Consider the following 21,288-nt stretch of genomic DNA (forward strand, 5'->3'; position numbering starts at 1 on the left):
AGCGGGCTCCCCAACGGCCCGCGGCATGACGGGTCCGAGGCCGCCCGGTCCCCAAGTGCTATGGACGCCCGACGCGATGTCGGACGCCATAGGCTACTTGCTGGATTTCGGGCCTGGGGCCCTTCTGCGGCGCTTTCGGGCATCGGTGCCCGCATCCGCGTACGGCGCGGTCATGATCGCCATCTCGCGCAGCAGCGAGAGGTCGGCCGCGCTCGGGCTCTCGGGCGGGCTCTCGAGGAAGTCGGCGACGAGCCTCGCGGCCTTCGCGATGCGCCCGTCGGGGCCTGGCTGTGCCTTCCCCTCGCTCCTCACGTAGTCGGAGAGCTCGCGCTTGGTGCGCCGCCAGGGCTCCATGGCGGCGTGCATCTCCGCCTGGCGCTCCTTCGGCATGCCCGCGAGCGAGCGCACCGCCTCGGCGCTGAGGTTGCCGCGGTCTGCCTCGGCGGCCCACTCGGGCGAGAGGTCCTCGGCGATGCGGCGGGCAAGCCTCTCCTCGCGCGCGATGGTCTTGCCGGAGACCTTGCGGCCCGTCTGCCGCTCGATGATGGCGGCCTTCACGTCGTCGACGCGCATGCCGGAAAGCGACGGGTCCTCGGAGCGCAGGCGCACGGCGTCGCCCCTGAGCGCCTCGGTCGCGGCGGCGCGCTCGGTCACGGTGAGCGCGCGGGTGAAGTAGTTCGCGGCGTGGAGCAGCGTCACCGCCCTCTCGTCGTCGATGCCCTCTATCACGCGGCAGGGCATCCTCTCGTAGGCGGGGTCGTCCTTGGCGAGCAGGGCGTAGGCGGCCTTGCGGCGGTGCCCGGAGACCATCTGCCACGAGCCGTCTCCGACCTTGCGCACCAGCGGCAGGTCGGTGAGTCCGTCGGCGCGTATGGACTCGGCGAGCTCGGCTATGCCGGCCGGGTCCATGGAGTACGCGGCGTTCGCCGGGTGGTCGGCGATGTCTGCCACCGCGATCTCGGACACCGGGTAGCGCCCGCGGGTGCGCGACGCGCCGTCGAGCAGCCCCGTGATGGTGAAGCCCGCGGCCACCTGGCTAGGCGAGCTCACGGGACACCTCGTCGGCGAGAGCCTCGTAGTCGCGCGCGGGGCGGCTCCCCGGCTCGAAGGCGGCCACCGGCTTCCACTGCCAGCTGCCCTCGCAGACCTTGCTGCTCGCGTGGATTACCGTCTCGAACTGCTCGCCCGGGAAGAACCCGTCGAGCACGGCCGCGCCCGTGGCCTCGGCGTTGGTCATGCGGCCGGGAACGCAGGTGCGCAGTATCTTCCATCTGGGCGTGGGCATGCGCAGGGCGTCGGCGATGGAGCGCGTCGCCTCGACGGTGAGCGCCGTGCCGCGCATCACGGTGGAGTCGAGCTTCACGGGGATGACGACCATGCCGCCCTCCGCCGCGGCGAGGTAGGCGTTGAAGGCGAGCCTGCGCATCACGGGGCTGCAGTCGATGAGGCAGGCATCGTAGGAGCCCGAGGCGTCGTCGAGGGCGAACTTGAGTCGCTGCTCGCGCAGGAGCATCTCGTTCTGGTCGACGAGGTCGATGGTCGAGGCCACCACGTCGAGGCCCTCCCCGGCGGCGTAGGCGACCTCCTCCACGGGCGCGCCGCCGTAGAGCAGCTCGACCGAGGTGCGCCGCTCGGATGCGGCCCGGTCGTAGAGGCCGAAGAAGTCGGTGGCAGACGCCTGCGGGTCGAGGTCGACGAGCAGGGTCCGAAGGCCCCGGGCGGCGAAGATCGCCGCCAGGTTCACGGCGGTCGTCGTCTTGCCGACGCCTCCCTTGTAGTTGGAAATGGCTATCGTGCGCATGGGTCGCGTCCTCTCTAGCGTGGGGCGCGCCTCGCCGCATCCGGTCCGGCGCGCCCCGAGTCTCGGAGCGTCGGGACAAAACCGTACGGATTTGTCCGACAAGCGGAGTGTACCACGAAAACGTACGAATATGTACGCTTTCGTGGTACAGGGGCCGGATTCGGGGAAACCCGGCCCCGGGGGCCCGGGGCCGGGCGCGCCGCCTAGGAGAGCGGCTCCATCTCGCCGAAGCAGTTGACGTGGTGGCGCAGGAGCGCTCGGTTCTCCTTGACGACCATCATCGCCACCTCGTCGAAGCGGACCGGGGTGTCGGCGTAGTCGTCGCCGTTGCCGGCGAGCCACGTCGCCGCCAGCGCCTCGCGCATCCCGCGCGCCCTGTGGGCCTCGGGGAATCCGTCCGTCCCGATGCGGACCGTGGCGTCGACGAACACCAGGGTCCCGTCCTCGTCCACCGCCACGAGGTCGATCCCGCCGATGCCCTCGGGCCCCTGCCAGGCCTCGTCGACGATCTCGTAGCCCTTGCGCTCGAGGAAGGCCTTGACCGCGCCCATCGCCTTTTCCTTCATGTCGTTCATGTCTTGCTCCTTAGACTCTGAGGCCCGCCCCTGTGGCGTGCCTTGCGCCGCGTGAGTCGCATGCAGCGCGGGCGCGCCGGCAAGGGAGGAAGCGAAGTCGGGCATAGAAATAGAAGTCTCCCGACGGCAGTTTTTCGCGTTGTTCGCGCGCGGAGCGCATGGGGCGAAGAACTCGAAAAAGTGTCGCGGCCCTTGCTGGCCGCCTGCCGGCGTGCGACCCTGCGCGTCCAAGGAGCGCCGGGGCGGGTTTCGGATCGGAGGGGCGGAGGCGTGCGGCATGGAATCGGACATGGGCGCCGGGGCTTCCGGACATGGGATGCGATCTGTCGGCGATTGCTGGGGCGCTCGCGAGGGTTACGTCGGGACGTCGCGTGGAGGACGGAGGCGCGTTTCCGAGTCGCGGCGCCGCTACCCTAATCGGGACGGCCTCTCCCGTGCCGCTCACGGTCGATATGCTCACGGGGCCGCTGGCGGCGAGGCGGCTCTCCATGCGGAACGGCTACGGTGCTGCGCAGCACGTCCGTCGGAAGAAGGAGGACGGCTGTTGACGGGCATCAACGAGAAGGACGAGCGTCGCGAGCTGCTCGACGCGGTGGCAGATGCGGGAAGGCTGGCGAGGGGGCTGGACCAGCTGCTCGAGTCCATGGCGCACGCCGACCAGCTGGACCCTCTCGACGTCGAGGGCATACTGGCCCTGAGGTCGATAAGCGAGAGATGCGCCGAGCGCATCGAGGACGCCGCGCGCATCCTGGAGGCTGCAGAACGAGGTCTTTTATGCCGAACTCTCAACGCCGCCCGTCGAAAAGGAACGCTCCGCTCTCGGCGGGGAAGCCGCCGCGTTGCCCGCCCCGCCTCTTCGATTCTGGCAGGCGCCCGGAATTGGGGCGCCCTTGGTCAGCTTAGCCCGTTGATGGTCTCCTCGAGCTCCACCATGTAGGTGACTATCTCATCGATGCTCGGGTAGCTGCCGAACAGCATCGGCCTCATCGAGGCGTAATCGGCCGCCAGCTCGTCGAGCCTGCCCTTTGGAGGGGCGAGCCTGAGCGTGCCGGGCCTCGCATCGGCCAGCTTGGCCCACGGCGTGCGGTAGAACTTCTCTTTGAACCTGACGACCTGTTCGAGGAGGCCAGGCTGCGCCACGGCGCGGCCGAGCACGAACGAGTGGCCGAGGCGGTACATGTCGTAGTAATGGCGGGAGTAGCGCCTGGGCATAGCCTTGCCCTCGGGCCTGTTGGCCTCCTGGTGCAGTATGGTGGCCTTCTCCCAGAACGTGCGCTCGGGACTCGCGGTGCGCACCGTGGTCGACAGCTCGGGCCCGAACGGAACCACGTCCGCCGCGTACGGGGCTATCGCCGCCTCCTCGGAGGGCGACCATGCCGCCATGGGTCCTATCTCCAGCTTGATGGTGTCGAGCGTGCCCGCCGACTCATAGGAGCGCGGATAGTCGAAGTACACGGTCTCCTCCTCGGCCCCGCACCTGACGGACGCTTCGGTGCCGAGGGACTCGGAGAGCGTGGCCCTGAGCTTCGGGACGAAGGCGTCGGCCAGGAAGGCGTTCGCGCGCTCGATGCTGTCGGCCCTGAACCGCTCCTGCGCCGAGTTGCTGCGCGGCTCCCACGGTTCGTCCTCGCCGTAGCCCAGGAGTCGCCAATCGAGTATGAGGTCGATGTCCTCCGAGAAGCGCTCGATGAGCCCGAAAGCCTTCGACAGGCTCGTGCCGCCCTTGAACACCATGGACTCGGCGAAGCCGCTTCTGTGGAAAAGGTGGTCCAAGGTGTAGCACACCCAGAAGTCCTTCTCGACGACGGCCGGTGCAAGCGCCATCCTCTGCGCGGCGGCCTCGAAGACCAGCCTGCGCTCGCCGGTCGAGGCCCTAGCGATCCTGTCCATGTTTCGCCTCCCATATCTTCTTCGCGGCGTCGGCAACCCAGGAGGTGAGCCCCGCCGACTCTTCCAGGAACGCGCCGACCTGCCCTTCCGTGAGGTTGCGCGCGAGCGTTCTGATTTCCTCGTCGCCCACGTTCTCGCGTCCGAGCGCCTTGAGGGCCTGCACGATGGTACAGGTGATCTGCGAGCAGTCGAGCAGGTCGCGGTTGGCGCGGTGCCGGAGCTCGATATCGTACGGCCCGTACTCGTAGCGCTTGTACGGGCCGCTGCTGACGTAGACGAGCTTTGCGGGCACCTGCGTGTCGAGGCCCAGCGCATTGAGCGCCGCGTCGCCGGACGGTGCGACGACCCACTTGTTGGCACGGGCGACGGCGCGCACGACCTCGTCGGCGCTGGCCGGCACCTCGGTGCCCATGAGCGCGCTGCGCTCCGGCGCGTAGTAGACGCCGCGGATGGCGCGGGCGATCCCTCCCTTTGCATGCAAGCGCCCGAGCGCGTTGGCGGCATTGCGTCGGCCTGCGACGTCGGAGAAGTCGGCGGCTGTGAAGGCCCTGCCGGCGCCGAAGCTCTCTATGCGCTTAGCGATGGCCTCTGCTTCTGTCATAGCGTTCCTCCTTTTTGATGAAAATAGTATATACCTTTTTCATCAAATTGCCTCTGATTGCCTTGGTCGCCCACGCATTGCGCCTGCGGCCCCTCGCCGCGCCGGCACGCGCGCGTGCGCCCGGAAGCGGTTGCGCCTCCCGATCGCGGCCCGGGATTAGCATCGAGACATCCCGAAGAAATCGTCGCCGGGCCCCTTCTCGCGCTTTGCGCGCCTTCCGGGCGGCGGTGCCTCGCCGAACCCGTTGAAGATCTCCATGACCAGGGCGAGCTGCCTTTGGAGGTCCGCATCAAGCTCATCGGCGTCGCACACGGCGAGGAGCCGCTCCGCCAGGCTCTTCATGGAGTCGCGCAGCGCCCGTTGCGTCCGCGACGACGGTCTTACCGTTATCTCGGTCCCGGTCAGCCTCGCCATGATGTAGTCCTGCCTGCTCATGCCGCTCCAGGCGGCCATGTTGGCGATCAGCTCGTACTCCTCCGGGGTGCAGCGGAACGCCATCGTCTTGCTGCGCCTTGGTGCTCATCGCCGGCTGCTTGAGGGCTTTCGCCGCCTCGCGGGCGCTGTTCTCGCACGGCATCCTATTCGCCCCTCAGCTCGGAGAGCGCGTCGGCGATCTGCGCGCGCTTGGCGGGGAAAAGGTGCGCGTAGCGGTATGTGATGTCGATGGCCTCGTGCCCCACGCGCTCGGCGATGTCGAGGGCGGAGAAGCCCATGTCGATGAGCAGGCTCACGTGGCTGTGGCGAAGGTCGTGGATGCGTATCCGCTTGACGCCCGACGCCTTGCAGCCGCGGTCCATCTCGTGCACGAGGAAGTGCTTCGTGAAGCCGAAGAGCCGCTCGTCGGGCGCCACGTCATCGCGCATCTCGATGAACTCCGCCATCTCGTCGCGGAGGAACGCGGGCATCTTGATCGTGCGCACCGATTTGCGCGTCTTCGGCTTCGTGACCACGTCCTCGCCGCGCAGGCGCTGGTAGGACTTGTTTATGCGCAGCTCCGACGTCTCCATCAGGAAGTCCGAGGGCGTGAGCGCCATGAGCTCGCCGCAGCGTATGCCCATCCAGTAGAGCACCTCGAAAGCGTAGAAGGCGAGCGGTTTGTCGGAGATGGCCTCCGAGAAGCGGAGGTACTCGTCCTTGGTCCAGAACTGCATCTCGCCGGCCTCCTTGCTGCCCATCTTGTCCACCTTGTGGACGGGGTTCTTCTCCAGGCTGTAGTAGCGCTCGGCGTGGTTGAAGATGGCGTTTAGCTGGTTGTTGATGATCCTCAGGTAAGTGGGCTTGAAGCCGTCGCCGTCCGCCCTTGTTGATCCAGTGAGGGAGTTCTGCCACCTGACGATGTCGACGGGCCGTATGTCGCACATGCGCATGTCGCCGAAGAACGGCAGGAGCTTGCTCTGGATGATGTTCTCCTTGGTGAGCCAGGTGTGCTCGCGGACCCTCGGCCTCGCCTCCGCCTCGTAGACCTTGCAGAAGTCGGCGAAGGTCATGTCCATGGCGTCATCCTTGAGGGCCTTGAAGTTCTTCTCCCACAGAAGCGCCTCGAGCTCGGTCTGGAACCCCTTCTTCGTCTTGTGCCGCTTGGCCCCGCGCGCGTCGCGGTAGTAGAACTGCACGTAGAAGAGCCCCGTCTTCTTGTCCTTATAGGCTGGCATCGTCCACCTCCGGGAAGTAGCGGGCCTCGAACAGGTCGCTGCGGACGCGTCCGCGGATCACCACGCGCCCAAGGGCCTCCTGCTCCTTGTTCATCTGGCGGATGACCTCGTAGGCGCTGCCTTTCTTGATCTTCAGGCGCTCCGCCACCTCGTTGGCGGTGAGCATGCTCGGCCTCGGTGTCTTTGCCACCGGCTGTTCCATCTTGGACCTCCTATCTATCCGTACGTATGCGTACGCTCGTATTCCCGAGAATAATCGTACGTATCTGTACTGTCAATAGAATTGCGTACAAACTCGTACGCTGATAGAATGGTCGCCGACGAAATCTATAGGAGGGCACATGGCGACAGGCGACAACATTCGGCGGCATCGCAAGGCGAAGGGCTTTACGCAGGCCCAGCTCGCCGATGCCGTAGGGCTCACCGAGGGTGCGATCAGGCACTACGAGAGCGGCATCCGCGCGGTTAAGCCCGAGCTGCTCGAGAAGATCGCGAAGGCGCTCGAGGTCTCCGAGGGCGCGCTCAAGGACTACGGCGTCGAGACGTCTCGAGACCTCATGGCCCTGCTGCTGCAGCTTGAGGAGGGCTACGGTTTCGTCCCCAGCGAGGACGGCATGGGCCTGGCGGTCGACCCCAGGGCGCCGCATGCCCCCAAGCTCGCGCAGTCGATCAAAACCTGGGCCGAAAAGCGTGCCGAGCTCGAGCGCGGCGAACTCGACGAGGACGCTTACGCCGGCTGGAAGGCCTCTTTCTGACATCTTCCCAGGTGAATTGACGTTTTCTTGCGAACAGCCTCCGGTTCTCCGGAGGCTGTTCCATTATTCCCGTATGAAATCGGCACCCCTGAAGCCCCGTTCGAGGAATAATTGCGCGCTAAAATACAGCAAGATACACGGCGTTATTCGGCGGCATTCGGGGTTGTCGAAACTGCGGAAACCGATTTCCGCGTTTCTTTATTCCCGTTTGTTGACCTGGGCAAATACAATTGAAAAGGGTTTGAATCCGCCTCGCAGTTTCAACTCAGTTTCGACCGTTCGAAACCGGCCTTCGGGGGACCCGAATTGTGAATTATTCCCGCAGGGCCTAATTATTCCCGTACCGCCGAGTACTCCGCTGTACCGCCCAGTAGGGATAGACGGGAATAATTGGGTCGTTTTCCCAGGTAGAGATACAAAAAGAAAGCCCTCGAACCAGAGGGTTCGAGGGCTGTTATTCCCACTATTTCGCTGGTGGCTTCGTCCTGCGGCGATGCCGAAACAGTATCAGGCGGTACTCGGCAGCACCAAAACGCGAGTTCAGAAGCCAGTTCCCGTTATTCCCACTCGCAAAATGAAACTTAATTCTAAACGCTTTTGTTTGGGGGATTTGATACCATTTGATTTTTCCTGATACCTATTATCCTTATCCTATGGGCTTGCCGAACTTTTGCTATCACTTGGCTATCAAGAAAATGGCTATCAACGGTAAAATTAGATTGGTTTCTCTGGTGGTTTACAACTACATTTTACCACGAAAGACAGGGAAATACAATAACCTTCCTCGCTGTGGTGTATCAAGTGATCTTACTAAACATATGGCGCACCTTGTCCAGGCGGCTGTTTGGACGGCGGGGCTGGATGACTGGCTTGCCGACAGCGGCCTGATACCCTTTCAGTTCTGTAAGGCATACGCTCTGCCCGTTGGTGTAAAAGGCCAGATCAGTACGGTATGCCTGTATACAGCGGGCGGGAATCTCGCCAGTAAAGACAACTTCATCCTTTTTTACCTGGACCGTTTCGATGGTGGCACAGTATTTCGGTGCATCATGATAAGCCCTGGAAAGATATTCCCGGGGCGCATAGAGGGTGAAGGAGAGATAAGGTTCCAGCAGTTGCGTCCCTGATTCCTTCAATGCCTGTTCCAATACAATCGGGGCCAATGAGCGGAAGTCCGCCGGCGTGCTGACCGGACTGTAATAAAGCCCGTATTCAAAGCAAATCTTACAGTCCGTTACGTTCCAGCCGAACAAGCCCTGCTCCAGCCCGTAACGGATACCATCCCTGACAGCGTTTTGAAAACTCTGGTTCAAGTATCCCAGCGAAACCCGGCTCTCGTATTGTACACCGGAGCCAAGCGGGAGTGGTGTAACAGACAGTCCGATGGATGCCCAAAACGGGTTGGGCGGCACCTCGATATGGATGGTGTGGCTGGCTGCTTTGAGCGGCCGCTCCATATAAATGACGGTGGGTTCCTTTACCACTGTTTCAAGCTTGTATTTTTCCGACAGCAAAGCGGAAACAACCTCCAACTGCACCCGGCCCAAAAAAGAAAGAATGATCTCATGGGTGATGGAATCCACCTCGCAGCGCAAAAGCGGGTCAGTATCCGCAAGTTGCGTAAGAGCGTCCAGCAGCCGTTCTCTTTGCGCTGCCGTTTTCGGCGCAATCGACGTCCGCAGCATGGGGAGGGGGTCCTCACGCCACCTTTTACGAGGGAGCCGGGTTGGGTCCCCTAATACATCGTTTAACCTCACGCTGTCGCTGGGAAGGATAACAATTTCACCCGGATAAGCGGTGTCTGTCCGAACAATTTCCCCTTTGGATGGAATACGCATCTCTGTGATTTTCAGCTTTTCTCTCCCGGCCAGAGCCACCGTATCCCGCAGGCGCAGCGTTCCGCTGTATAGCCGCAAATAGATGAGCCGCTGGCCACAATCTGTATACTCCACCTTGAAAACGCTGCCGCATAGGGCGTCGCTCCCCTGTTCCCCAATCGGTTGGAACAGCCCTGTCACCGCATCCATCAACGGTTGAATGCCAAGGCCCTTTTTGGCGCTGCCATGATAGACCGGGAACAGGGAGGCGTCTTGAACCCGCCGCTGTTCCTCCTGCGCAAGTTCTTCCCGGCTGATTGGTTCTCCTGCGATATACTTTTCCAATAATTCATCGTTATTTTCGATGACCGCATCCCATGCTTCTATGTCGGTATTTTCCTCCAGGACTATTTCCGGGGACAGCGACACCGTCTGCTTGATGATAATATCGGCGGAGAGCTTATCCCGAACAGACTGATACACGCCCTGCAAATCAACGCCAGCCTGGTCGATCTTATTGATAAAGATAACGGTGGGAATGTCCATTTTCCGCAGGGCATGGAACAGAATACGGGTCTGGGCCTGCACACCATCTTTAGCGGAGATCACCAAGATGGCCCCATCTAAAACAGCCAAAGAGCGGTACACCTCCGCCAAAAAATCCATGTGGCCGGGCGTATCCACAATGTTGACTTTACATCTGTGCCACTGGAAGGAAGTGACTGCCGCTTGAATGGTAATCCCACGCTGCCGCTCCAAAAGCATGGTGTCCGTCCTCGTTGTCCCTTTTTCGACGCTCCCCGGTTCTGAAATGGCTCCGCTGGCATATAGCAGGCTCTCCGTCAAGGTTGTCTTTCCAGCGTCTACATGGGCAAGAATCCCGATATTGATAATGTTCATGTCTATCCTCCATACAAGGCCCAAATGGGCGCAAAAATCCCCAGCGGCTAATACTTTTACCGCTGGGGATCATGACTTCGGACAAACAGAAGTATGACGGCTTACATGAGCCGCTGTCCGTCACGATATTTACTAAAAAGGCAAAAGTATTCTTAAATTGGGTACAAAAACTAAGCCCCTGCAAGGGGCAATCATTTTTGCGCCCATTATCAAATTTTATTTAAGAATACCTTGCCGCATATTTTTTACTCCTTTTTTGGATTAAATCATTGTATCACATCAGTTTTAGGAAAGCAAGTACCTAAAAGAAATTTTTCTTCCCCTTATATGTAACAATCATACCGGCTTCCTAGCGTTCAGAATGTTTTCTGCTGTCTGCTGTGGTGTTTGGTTGGAATTGTCCAACCAAAAGCCGATCCGTGGTGTTGTCTGCATTTTACTAAATACAAATTCAATGTATACAGAAAGATATAAGGAGTGGGAGGGATTCCGCCGTAGTTGGCATTGTAGGAAAATCCAAAAGTTTAGATTTTCCCACAATGCTTATCTTTTGGTCTTTGGTTCGGAATAGTGTAGTGCTGGCGGTCTATCTCTTGTTTTCGGTTGCTTGCTTCCTTACCGTACATGAGCATTGAGAGAAGGAGACAAGCAGATGTTGGGTTACGAAGAAAAGATATAGCGCCTCGAACTGCTCGACGCGGTGGCAGATGCCGGGAGGCTGGCGAGGGGCCTGGACCAGCTGCTCGAGTCCCTGGCTCACGCCGACCAGCTGGACCCGCTCGACGTCGAGGGGGTCCTGGCCCTGAGGTCTATAAGCGAGAGGTGTGCCGAGCGCATCGGCGACGCGGCGCGCATCCTGGAGGCTCAGAACGAGGTCCTCTATGCGGAGGAGCGGGCCAAAGTCAAACCGCGCGATAACTGAGGAACGAAACCCGGTCCGGAAACTGTTCCTTGATTCCGGCCGGATGATCTTCTCCGCCGCCCGGTGTCGCATTGTGTCCGAGCGGCTGATGTCCCCCTATTCCCAGTGCCGCGGCGTACCGCTGCGTTATAATTCAGAAAACGCATTTGTATTGCATTTCGAGGGATAGAGGCGCGAATGTCTAACGGCTATAAGGAGCTCATCAAGGGTAACCCCGGCGAGACCGAGATCAGGAGCTTCCTGGTAAACGGCGACCAGGTATCTGTGACCCTGCGCATCCCCGACACCCTGCGCGACGCGGCGAAGGAGGAGGCTGCCCTTCGCGGCATGAGCTTCTCCGCCTTTGTGCGCACTTGCATGATCGAAGAGCTCGCGAAGAAGGGACAATAGCCCGTGACGGAGCCAATGCACGACATCTCGGTCGAAGGCTTCATAGAGTCCTTCGACCGCCGATACCCGACTTTCATTCTCAAGACGTTGCTGTGCGACCGCACTACGGGGCGCAACATCATATGGGCCGACAACGAATACGAGGCCCTAGGCGACGGCTACATGGGCGATGACGAGATGACCGTCGAGAAGATCACGGGCATGAACTCCGGCGTCATCAAGCCGCGCATCGCCAAAGAGCAGGAGAAGCAATCCCAGCGCACCAAGAGCCGCGCCGAGGTGTTCACCCCGTCATGGCTGTGCAATCAGATGAACAACGACTTGGACGAGGCTTGGTTCGGCCGGCGCGATGTCTTCAACACCGAGATCGTTGCGGATGATGGCGCCAATACATGGACGCCGACTAGTGATCCAATCGAATTTCCAAAGTCAAAGGGACACGGCTGGCGCGCATACGTGGAGGCTACGCGGCTCGAGATCACGTGTGGCGAGGCGCCGTTTGTGTGCTCGCGCTACGACACCGTGACGGGAGACGAGCTACCCGTAAGCGAGCGCGTAGGCTTCCTTGACCGCAAGCTTCGCGTTGTGACCGAGAAGACCAAGACTCGCAAGGAATGGGTGCGCCGGGCCCTCGACGCGCTGCGCGCGACGTACGGCTTCGAGTACCAGGGCGACAACCTGCTTATTGCTCGCGTCAATGTGCTCGAGACGTTCGTCGAGCATCTCCGCAATCGCTGGGGGTCGGGCCCCCAACAGGACGAGCTCGAGCAGGCGGCATGGATCGTTTCCTGGAACTTCTGGCAGATGAACGGCTTCACAGACGCCGTGCCCACCAACAAGATGGGCGCCGAGGTGGAGTCGACCCTGGGGACGTTCGAGGAGCCCGAGCCGGAGCCGATGCAACCGTCGCTTTTCGACCTGTTCGATGACGTATTCCCCGACGAGACAACCGAAGAGACCAAAGAAGAGGAGCCAAGGGAAACGGTTCCCCTCTGCGTGATATACGACTGGCAGAACGGCGAGCCCTTCGAGTTCGCCGCATTGAAAGGTGAGGCAGCAATTATGGGAAAGAAGTTCTATGCGGTAATCGGTAATCCCCATATCAGCTTTCAGTGGCGGAACAAGATTCTGGCAATAAGACCTATGCACCGCCCATCTATCACGAGTTTATGGACTCGGCGTTCAAGGTTTCCGACAAGGTGGAGCTTGTCACTCCCGCTAGATTCCTATTTGACGCCGGCTCAACCCCAAAGGCCTGGAACAGGAAGATGCTTAACGACCCCCATTTCAAAGTGATGAGCTATAAAGCGGATGCGTCCAGCGCCTTTCCGAATACCGACATCAAGGGCGGTGTTGCCGTTACCTATCGAGATGCTGATCGGGATTTCGGTGCGATAGAAGTGTTCACACATTTCGATGAGCTTCGTACCATCAAAGAGAAGGTTGTAAAACATGGCATCCAACCCCTCGGCGATATCATCTTCGCGGCCGATAGCTACCACTTCACTGAAGCCATGCACGAAGACCATCCCGAGATTCGTTATGTTGACGACGACCATGGTCTGTTGAGCAAGAACCACGACTATGACCTTAAGACAAACGTTCTCGACAACCTTAACAATGTAGTTTTCTTTGACGAGATGCCTGGCGACGGAGATAGTTGCATCAGAATCTTTGGCAGAGGTCGCGCCGGAAGAGCTTACAAGTTCATTTCCGCCAGATATATCGCTCCGCATCCGAACCTCGACAAATGGAAAGTACTTGTTCCTGCCGCCAACGGATCGGGCGCGCTTGGAGAAGTGCTTTCTACGCCCTTAATAGGGCGGCCCTTAATAGGGCATACGCAGTCCTTCATAAGCATTGGCAGTTTCAATTCCGAAGCGGAAGCTACGGCTCTCCTCAAATACATAAAATCGAAGTTCGCTCGGACCATGCTCGGAATTCTGAAGATTACGCAGCACAATCCCGCACCAAAATGGAAGTATGTCCCCCTACAGGACTTTACTTCTGACTCCGACATCGATTGGTCGCAGTCTGTTGCTGACATCGACCGTCAGCTCTATGCGAAGTACGGCCTCGACGACGAGGAGATTCAGTTCATCGAATCCCATGTGAAGGAGATGGACTAGCAATGGCGAGCATCGACATCTCCCAGATCATCGAGACCACCGCTCCCGCGGTGCCGCAGATCTATGCCTACACCACGCCCGAGATCGTCCGCCACAACGGCTGGACCAAGATCGGCTACACCGAGCAGGACGTGCGCGAGCGAATCAAACAGCAAACGCACACCGCCGACGTGCAGTGGCATCTGGAGTGGAGCGGCAACGCCACGTGGGAGCACCGTGCGGGCACGTTCCATGACACCGACTTCCACGCCTACCTCGAGAAGCAGGGCGTCGAGCGCGAACCCAAGAAGGAATGGTTCAAGATTAGCGGCGAGGAGTCTCACCAGCAGTTCTACCGGTTCCGCGACACCGACGGCGTGCTGGACGCACCCGGCGCTGCCTCCTACACCCTGCGCGCCGAGCAGCAGCGCGCAGTGGAGCAGACGGGAGCCTTCGCCCGCGCCCATTGGGACGAGGGCGGCGCGCACGGCGGCGAGTTCCTGTGGAACGCCAAGCCGCGCTTCGGCAAGACGCTCACCGCATACGACCTGTGCCGCAGTATCGGCGCGCAGAAGGTGCTCATCGTCACCAACCGCCCTGCCATCGCCAACTCCTGGTACGACGACTACGTGAAGTTCGTGGGCTTGGAGGGCGGCTACCGCTTCATCAGCGGCGTGGACGCTCTGACCGGCAAGCCCTACTGCCTCAGCCGCGAGGAGTACCTGCGCGCCATCCGCAACGACCCGGAAGGCCCCAAGGGGTTCATCGAGTTCGTGAGCCTTCAGGACCTCAAGGGCTCCATCCGCTTCGGCGGCGTGTACCAGAAGCTCGACGAGGTGGCCGACCTCACCTGGGACGTGCTCATCATCGACGAGGCACACGAGGGCGTGGACACCTTCAAGACCGACGTGGCATTCGACCACATCAAGCGCCGCTTCACGCTGCACCTCTCTGGCACGCCCTTCAAGGCCATCGCAAACGAGAAGTTCGCCGACGACGCCATCTACAACTGGACCTATGCCGACGAGCAGCAGGCCAAGCGTGACTGGCCTGCCGACTCTGAGCAGCCGAACCCCTACGCCAACCTCCCCAAGCTCAACCTGCTCACCTACCAGATGAGCGACATCGTCGAGCAGGAGGCCCGCGGCGGCATGGAGATTGATGGCGAGCAGACCGAGTTCGCCTTCGACCTCAACGAGTTCTTCTCGACCAAGCACAACGGCGGCTTCGTGCACGACGCCGACGTGGATAAGTTCCTCGACGCGCTCACCACGCAGGAGAAGTTCCCGTTCTCGACACCCGGGCTGCGCGACGAGCTGCGTCACACGTTCTGGATGCTCAACCGCGTCGACTCCGCCCGCGCCCTCGCCAAGAAGCTGCAGGCGCACCCCGTCTTCAAGGATTACGAGGTGGTACTCGCTGCTGGCGACGGCAAGATCGACGCCGATGACGAGAACGAGAAATCGCTCGACAAGGTACGCCGCGCGATCAAGGACCACGACAGGACCATCACCCTTTCGGTCGGCCAGCTGACCACGGGCGTGACCGTGCCGGAGTGGACCGCCGTGCTCATGCTCTCGAACATGGCGAGCCCCGCACTGTACATGCAGGCGGCCTTCCGCAGCCAGAACCCGTGCCTGTTCGACCTGGGCGGCGGCAACTACGCGCGCAAGGAGAACGCCTACGTCTTCGACTTCGACCCGGCGCGCACGCTTACTATCTTTGAGCAGTTCGCCAACGACCTGTACGGCGAGACCGCGCGCGGCGGCGGCGATGTCGAAACGCGCGAGCGCCATATCCGTCAGTTGCTGAACTTCTTCCCCGTCTACGGCGAGGACGAAGAGGGGCAGATGGTCGAGCTCGACGCCGAGCAGGTGCTCAGCGTGCCGAGGCGCATCCATGCCCGCGAGGTGGTCAGGCGCGGCTTTATGAGCAACTTCCTGTTCCAGAACATCGCGAGCGTCTTCCGCGCGCCGGCAGAGGTCGTGGAGATCATCCAGCGCTTCGATCCCTACGAGCAGGGCAAGGCACAGAACGCCGAGAAGAACAAGGTCGAGATCGATGAGGGCACGGCCGACGAGCTCTCCATCAACGACGAGGGCGAGGTGGAGATTCCCGACGAGCAGGTCGTAGGCAAGGCTGCGGACATCTTCGGGCCGAAGGTCTACGGCGACATCGCCGTCGAATTCTCAGGCCACATGGACGACATCGCGAAAGCCCACGAGGCCGATGACGACGATCGGGTGATGCTCGACAACCTCAAGGAGGCCTTCAAGCAGAGCGTGACCGCGCCTCTGGTACAGGCCGCCAAGGAGAGCTACGGCAGCGAGCTCAAGCCGCGCCAGCAGCAGCAGATCGAGCGCAAGGTCCAGGCGGACGCCGACATCCAACTCAACCGCCAGGTCGGCGACTACCAGATTCAGGCGCGCCGCATCGAGCAGTCGCGCAAGGACGAGCTCAAGGCGGCGACAAGCGAGACCGAGCGCGCCGAGGTGAACAAGCGCCATGACGAGCAGAAAGCGGAGGCGTTCCAGACGCTCGCCCAGAAGCTCGAGGACTCCCGCGAGGAGCTCGTGCAACGCGCCGGCGAGACCGTGGTGCGCGAGGTGGAGACGGCGAAGAAAGAGGACGAGAAGCAGGGCATCGAGGACAAGGTGCGCGCTCATCTGCGCGGCTTCTCGCGTACCATCCCGTCGTTCCTCATGGCCTACGGCGAAGAGGGCACGACGCTCGCGAACTTCGACACCGTGATCCCCGCTGACGTCTTCCAGGACGTCACGAGCATCACCGTTGATGAGTTCCGCTTTTTGCGTGATGGCGGCGACTACACCGATGGCGAGACCGGCGAGGTAAAGCGCTTCGTTGGGCACCTCTTCGACGAGGTCGTATTCAACGACTCCGTGAGCGAGTTCATCAAGCTGCGCGAACGCCTGGCCAATTACTTCGACGAGTTCCAGACAGAGGACATCTTCGACTACGTGCCGCCCCAGAAGACCAATCAGATCTTCACGCCGCGCAACGTCGTGGTTCAGATGGTGGACCTCTTCGAGAAGGAGAACCCGGGCTGCTTCGATGACCCGAGCCACACCTTCGCCGACCTGTATATGAAGTCTGGCCTCTACATCACCGAGATCATCAAGCGCCTGTACCGAAGCGAGGGCATGAAGGCCGCCTTCCCGGACGACCGCGAGCGTTTGGACCACATCCTGGAGCATCAGGTGTTCGGCATCGCGCCCACCAAGATTATCTACGAGATTGCCACCCACTTCATCCTGGGTTTCCACGACGAGGTCGGCCAAGGATGTGACTCTAACTTCGAGCTCGCGGACGCCGCGGAGCTCGCCAAGGAGGGCACGCTGGAGGCATACGTCGAGCGCGTCTTCGGGCCCAAGCTGGGCGAGGCGTAGCGCGTGGCGGAAGTAGTCGACAGCAAACAGGATGGGCGTGCAGAGGCTGCGCGAGCGGCGGTGAGTGCGGCACGGCGTGAGGATACCGAACTTTGCGCCCGTCTAGTCTTTCGCGTCTCGCGCAATGAGCTAAGGCGCGTGGGGATCACCACGCCCATCGCTCTCTACGATGAGCTGAAGCAGGTCTTCTGGAACGCAGACGAGGGCGTCACCCTGGGCGACCACCTCTCTGTCGGGTTCGGCAAGGTCGACCGCCGCCGTCAGGTGCGCGCCTTCGCCGAGCGCCATGCGGACGAGCCCAGAAACGTCGCCGCGAAAGCCTACGAGCGCGAATACGGCTTCAGCGCAGGCATCGCCGCGATATGGCTCGACCTGTTCGCCGAGCCCGCGGACGTGAGCTTCTCGGAGTGGCTTGGCGTCGAGGTCGCTGAATGCCCGACGGGCGCCCCGGCCTCCCGTGCGGATGTGCCCGTAGCGCACGACACCGAGCGCGAGGCACCCACCCTCGAGGGCTTCCTTGCCCGGGAGCTTGCCGGCCGCATCTGCGACGAAGGCCTCGTGCGTCGGCGCTTCGCCTTCGAGTTTCCCGACGATCCGCCCGAAGCGCTCGACCGCGGCATCGAGGATGCGGGCTACTACGAGGACCGCGGCTTGCTCTTCCGAGAAGGGAGCACCCCGAACGACCACTTCACGCGGCTGCTGGCCGAGCATCCGTCTTTCGCGAAGGGCGACGCCGGCTTCGAGAACGCCGTGTGGCAGCACCCCGCCTTCCGCCAGGTGCTGCGCCAGGCGCTTTCGGACCACCGCTTACTTCTCTACGAGGGCGACAGCTACATCTCGTTCTCGCGGCTGCACGACGTGCTAGGCGCGCGCATGGCGGACATCGAGTCGTACGCGCCCGCGGTGAGCGTGGATGCGCCCGAAGGCGAGCCCTTCACCGTGGCGAGCCTGCGCGCGGGCGGCGCCACTCCGCATCCGCTGTACGGGCTGGACATGCCCGACGACTTCTACGAGGGACTGCTCGACGCGGGAGGGCTCCTGCGCAGCTGCACGCTCGCCGGAACCAAGGTGTTCGTCGCCGGAGGCGAGGGGCGGCTTTCCGCAGCCGACCTCATCGAGTGGATCGTCGCCCACCATGAGGGAATCGAGCGCGATGACCTGCCGAGACTGCTCGCGAACGATCTGGGCATCACGTGCCCGGCACCGCTTCTGACGACGACCATTTACAACTCCGACGTCTACTACGACGACATCGGGGACGCATATTACTCATCCATGGAGGCATGGAAGAAGGAGGCACGAAATGAGCTTGCTTGAGGAAGGGATCGCGACTGGCAACGTCCTGCCGACGGGTCGCAAGGAGAAGCACTCCATCGACAACGTGACGCGCGACTTCGACATCTACCGCATCAAGTGCGATCTGCTGTTCTACAACGACCAGAACGACCGCATCGCCACTTGGGTAAGCGAGTACAACTCCGCGCAGGGCGCGGATCTGCTCGCCCTTGGCCGCGACGAGTACAACGGCGTCATCGAGGACTTCATCGTCGAGAGCAACCCCGGCGCGCTCAGGAAGACCGAGAAGAGCATCGCCCTTCGCGGCCAGCTTAGGCCGGGCATCGTGCTCAACGACGGACGCGTCATCGACGGCAACCGACGCCTGACCTGCGTCCGCCGCCTCGCGCGGGCGAACAACGAGGCGGGCTGGTTCGAGGCCGCCATCCTCGACGACGCCACAGGCAGCGACCCCAAGCGCATCAAGCTGCTCGAGCTCGCCATCCAAATCGGCGAAGAGGAGAAGGTGGCGTACGATCCCGTCGACCGCCTCGTCGGCGTATACCGCGACGTGGTTAAGAACCACCTCATAACCCCTGCGGAGTACGGCAACGCGACGGGCATGACCGAGGCGGAGGTGAAAAAACTCGTCGACCGCGCCCAGTACATGGAGGAGTTCCTCGAATTCTGCCAGGCCCCCGAGCAGTACCACCTCGCCCGCGCCCTCAAGGTCGATGGCCCCTTGGGCGAGTTCAGCCGCGTGCTGAAGAAGTACGACAACAGGCGCGACAAACAGCTTGTCAAACGACTCATGTTCGCCAACATGGTGGTGCAGCCCGAGGGCGACATCACCCGATACGTGAGAGACTTCGGCAGCGTGGCAGGCACGGATGCGGAGGCCGACTTCAAGGCCGCCGAGCTGCAGGCCATGTCCGAGCTCCTCGAGAAGATGGGTCCCGACGCCCTCACGCGCGAGAAGGTGAGCGAGCTGCGCTCGGACGGCAACCTCGTCGACGGCTTCAAGCGCGCAGGCGACCGCGCAAGAGAGACCGTGCGCCGCGTCAAGCTCATGGACACGCCCGCCAAGAAATCCGCCGACTGCCTCTCCGAGCTCGAGAAGATCCTTCCCGAGATGCTCGACGTGCTGGGACCCGACGAGCTCGAGAAGGTGCGCCGCAACCTCGTTGCCGTCGCCGACAAGGTGGAAGAGCTGATCGGTGAGATCGATGAGCGCGCCTAGGGCCGTCGTCTGCTACGACGAGGCGCGCCCCGGCATGTACCTGCGCATCGAGGGGCAAGACATCGCCTCGTTCATGGCCTCGGCCGCATGGCGCGCCTGGCTGTACTACCCGGCGAGCGCCGTCGACGGCACCGATCGCGACCGCATCCTACTCGACGGCGGCATGGGCCTTCGCGAGTGCCAGGACATGCTCGAGGCGATCATGGAGGCCGACGGCCACGGCGTCGAGGTCGCGGTTGACCCGAGCTTCGGCGCCTTCGTGAACGCCGGCGAGACCTACATCCGCGAGCGCTCCGAGGTGGGGTTGGCCATCAAGGCGCAGACCGCCGAGGGCATCGCCGACGACCCCCAGCTGGGGCCGCGCTTCCGGGAGTTCCGCGACGTAGTGAACGCCTCGATGGTGCGTCCCCTGCGCGACCGGCAGATGCTCGACGCCTTCTTCATGGCGACGGTTGGGCGCGCGGCCGACTTCTCGGTGCCCGGCGCCGGCAAGACCGCGACGGTGCTCGGCGTGTTCGCCTACCTTCGCCATTTGGGGCTCGCGCGCCGCATCGTGGTGGTTTGCCCCAAGAACGGCTTCGAGTCGTGGGAGAAGGAGTGGGTCGCCACCTTCGGGGATAAGCTGCCTTTGAGCTGCTTCTCGCTGGGAGACCCCGCCATAGCGGCGATGTCGACCGAGCGCAGGCGCAACGCGCTGTCGCTCGACAGCGGCGCGTGCAACCTGTTCACGTTCAACTACGAGTCGCTCTCGGGCTACGTGCGGGAGCTGCATGCCATCATCCCCGACCAGACCCTGCTCGTCTTCGACGAGGTGCACCGGGTGAAGGCCATCGGCGGCAGGCGCGCGGAAGCCGCGCTCGAGGCGGCCGACGGCGCGAAGTTCGTGATCGCCCTTACGGGAACGCCCATCCCGAACACCTACCAGGACATCTACAACCTGCTGCACATCCTGTACCCCGAGGACTACGACACGTTCTTCGGCTACGAGCCGGGCGAGCTCCGCGCGCCCGATGCGGACCTCCAGGCAAGCCTCAACGACAGCCTGGCGCCCTTCTTCTGCCGAACGAACAAGGACGAGCTCGGCGTGCCGCGCCCGGAGCCCGACGAGATCGTGGAGGTCGAGGCGACGCCCGATGAGGACACATTGCTGCGAGTCCTGTACGCGTCTTGCCCCAACGCGCTCGCGAGGATCATACGCACCCTGCAGCTCGAGAGCGACCCCGAGATGCTCTGCTCTGCAGTGGACCCAGGCGACCTCGAGTACGTGCTCGACCAGGTCGGCGATGACTACTCGGATATCGACTACGTCGACTTCTCGCAGACGTTCTACGAGGCCATCGAGCGAAGCCGCCCGAGCTCGAAGCTCGTGGCGTGCGAGCGGCTCGTGGAGCGCATCGTCGCCGAAGGCCGCCCCGTCATAGTATGGTGCATCTTCGTACGCAGCATCAGCAACCTCCGCCGCGACCTCGCCGCCATGGGGATTCCGGCAGAGGCGATCTACGGCGCCACGCCACAGGAAGAGAGACGCGAGATTCTGGACGACTTCCGCGCGGGGCGCTTCAGGGTGCTCGTGACCAACCCGCAGACGCTTGCCGAGTCGGTCTCTCTGCACAGCGTCTGCCACGACGCGGTGTATTTCGAGTACAGCTACAACTTGGTGCACCTGCTGCAGTCAAAGGACCGCATACACCGTCTGGGCCTGCCCGACGACCAGAAGACGCGCTACTACTTCATGCGCGAGAAGTTCATGCGCGACGGCAGGGAGCTATCCCTCGACGCCGTGATCTACGACCGCTTGAAGGAGAAGGAGCAGACGATGCTCGACGCCATCGACCGCGGCTGCCTTGAGGGCGGCTACCTCGATGACGAGGACCTGCGTATCGTCTTCGAGCGCCTGCTGGGAGAAGATGCCAAGAGCCTGGAATACTAAGAGGCCGAACGGCGCACTGACGATA

At 62.1% G+C, this 21,288-nt stretch carries 18 protein-coding genes and 1 pseudogene; 10 read left to right on the plus strand and 9 right to left on the minus strand.

What is annotated here, in order from left to right:
• Positions 1-93: 93 nt before the first annotated feature.
• The 3 genes from DXV50_RS06815 to DXV50_RS06825 form a co-directional block, all read right to left on the minus strand.
• Complete coding sequence (locus DXV50_RS06815) at positions 94-1,050, minus strand: ParB/RepB/Spo0J family partition protein (protein WP_117205495.1); 957 nt, start codon at positions 1,048-1,050, stop codon at positions 94-96.
• Positions 1,037-1,801: a ParA family protein gene (locus DXV50_RS06820; RefSeq protein WP_117205496.1), complete on the minus strand. Its 765-nt coding sequence runs from the start codon at positions 1,799-1,801 to the stop codon at positions 1,037-1,039. Before DXV50_RS06820 ends, DXV50_RS06815 begins: the two co-directional genes overlap by 14 nt.
• 203 nt (positions 1,802-2,004) lie before the next feature.
• Entirely contained in the window at positions 2,005-2,376 is a 372-nt protein-coding gene (locus tag DXV50_RS06825; protein ID WP_117205497.1) for a YraN family protein, read from the minus strand.
• A gap of 544 nt (positions 2,377-2,920) precedes the next feature.
• Here DXV50_RS06825 and DXV50_RS09720 point away from each other — a divergent pair.
• Complete coding sequence (locus tag DXV50_RS09720) at positions 2,921-3,313, plus strand: hypothetical protein (RefSeq protein WP_198666433.1); 393 nt, start codon at positions 2,921-2,923, stop codon at positions 3,311-3,313.
• On the opposite strand, the gene DXV50_RS06835 is transcribed toward DXV50_RS09720, so the two are convergent.
• The 5 genes from DXV50_RS06835 to DXV50_RS06855 form a co-directional block, all read right to left on the minus strand.
• Complete coding sequence (locus DXV50_RS06835) at positions 3,271-4,266, minus strand: nucleotidyl transferase AbiEii/AbiGii toxin family protein (RefSeq protein WP_117205498.1); 996 nt, start codon at positions 4,264-4,266, stop codon at positions 3,271-3,273. The two genes, DXV50_RS09720 and DXV50_RS06835, sit on opposite strands and share 43 nt — an antisense overlap.
• Entirely contained in the window at positions 4,250-4,867 is a 618-nt protein-coding gene (locus DXV50_RS06840) for a DUF6088 family protein (RefSeq protein WP_117205499.1), read from the minus strand. The genes DXV50_RS06835 and DXV50_RS06840 overlap by 17 nt, the downstream gene beginning before the upstream one ends.
• 156 nt (positions 4,868-5,023) lie before the next feature.
• Entirely contained in the window at positions 5,024-5,365 is a 342-nt protein-coding gene (locus DXV50_RS06845) for a plasmid mobilization protein (protein WP_117205500.1), read from the minus strand.
• Positions 5,366-5,445: 80 nt separating this feature from the next.
• Positions 5,446-6,519, minus strand: a complete 1,074-nt coding sequence (locus tag DXV50_RS06850) for a site-specific integrase (RefSeq protein ID WP_117205501.1) — start codon at positions 6,517-6,519, stop codon at positions 5,446-5,448.
• Positions 6,506-6,721 carry a hypothetical protein gene (locus tag DXV50_RS06855; protein WP_117205502.1) on the minus strand — a complete coding sequence of 72 codons (216 nt, stop codon included), beginning with the start codon at positions 6,719-6,721 and terminating at the stop codon, positions 6,506-6,508. Before DXV50_RS06855 ends, DXV50_RS06850 begins: the two co-directional genes overlap by 14 nt.
• 139 nt (positions 6,722-6,860) lie before the next feature.
• On the opposite strand from DXV50_RS06855, the gene DXV50_RS06860 reads away from it, so the two are divergent.
• Entirely contained in the window at positions 6,861-7,274 is a 414-nt protein-coding gene (locus tag DXV50_RS06860) for a helix-turn-helix domain-containing protein (protein WP_117205503.1), read from the plus strand.
• Positions 7,275-8,071: 797 nt separating this feature from the next.
• Here the strand turns inward: DXV50_RS06860 and tet(W) are convergent.
• A complete protein-coding gene (tet(W), locus tag DXV50_RS06865; RefSeq protein ID WP_117205504.1) occupies positions 8,072-9,991 on the minus strand; it encodes a tetracycline resistance ribosomal protection protein Tet(W) in 1,920 nt (639 codons plus the stop codon).
• A gap of 700 nt (positions 9,992-10,691) precedes the next feature.
• On the opposite strand from tet(W), the gene DXV50_RS06875 reads away from it, so the two are divergent.
• From DXV50_RS06875 to DXV50_RS06905, 8 genes and pseudogenes are all read left to right on the plus strand, one after another.
• Entirely contained in the window at positions 10,692-10,913 is a 222-nt protein-coding gene (locus DXV50_RS06875) for a hypothetical protein (protein WP_219350859.1), read from the plus strand.
• A gap of 177 nt (positions 10,914-11,090) precedes the next feature.
• Positions 11,091-11,303: a YlcI/YnfO family protein gene (locus DXV50_RS06880; RefSeq protein WP_172596416.1), complete on the plus strand. Its 213-nt coding sequence runs from the start codon at positions 11,091-11,093 to the stop codon at positions 11,301-11,303.
• A 1,169-nt stretch (positions 11,304-12,472) separates the two neighbouring features.
• Positions 12,473-12,547, plus strand: a pseudogene (locus DXV50_RS10085) (hypothetical protein); the annotation flags it as partial.
• A 24-nt stretch (positions 12,548-12,571) separates the two neighbouring features.
• On the plus strand, positions 12,572-13,432 hold the full coding sequence (locus DXV50_RS09725; protein WP_371736606.1) for a class I SAM-dependent methyltransferase: 861 nt from the start codon (positions 12,572-12,574) through the stop codon (positions 13,430-13,432).
• Between the two features lie 2 nt (positions 13,433-13,434).
• Positions 13,435-16,818 (plus strand): DEAD/DEAH box helicase, encoded by a 3,384-nt coding sequence (locus DXV50_RS06890; protein WP_117205505.1) that lies wholly within the window; start codon positions 13,435-13,437, stop codon positions 16,816-16,818.
• Positions 16,819-16,956: 138 nt separating this feature from the next.
• Entirely contained in the window at positions 16,957-18,135 is a 1,179-nt protein-coding gene (locus tag DXV50_RS06895) for a hypothetical protein (protein WP_101677771.1), read from the plus strand.
• Positions 18,122-19,333, plus strand: a complete 1,212-nt coding sequence (locus DXV50_RS06900; protein WP_079535895.1) for a hypothetical protein — start codon at positions 18,122-18,124, stop codon at positions 19,331-19,333. Before DXV50_RS06895 ends, DXV50_RS06900 begins: the two co-directional genes overlap by 14 nt.
• Positions 19,320-21,263, plus strand: a complete 1,944-nt coding sequence (locus DXV50_RS06905) for a DEAD/DEAH box helicase (RefSeq protein ID WP_101677770.1) — start codon at positions 19,320-19,322, stop codon at positions 21,261-21,263. Before DXV50_RS06900 ends, DXV50_RS06905 begins: the two co-directional genes overlap by 14 nt.
• Positions 21,264-21,288: the final 25 nt, after the last annotated feature.

Source organism: Paratractidigestivibacter faecalis (assembly GCF_003416765.1).
GTDB lineage: Bacteria > Actinomycetota > Coriobacteriia > Coriobacteriales > Atopobiaceae > Paratractidigestivibacter > Paratractidigestivibacter faecalis.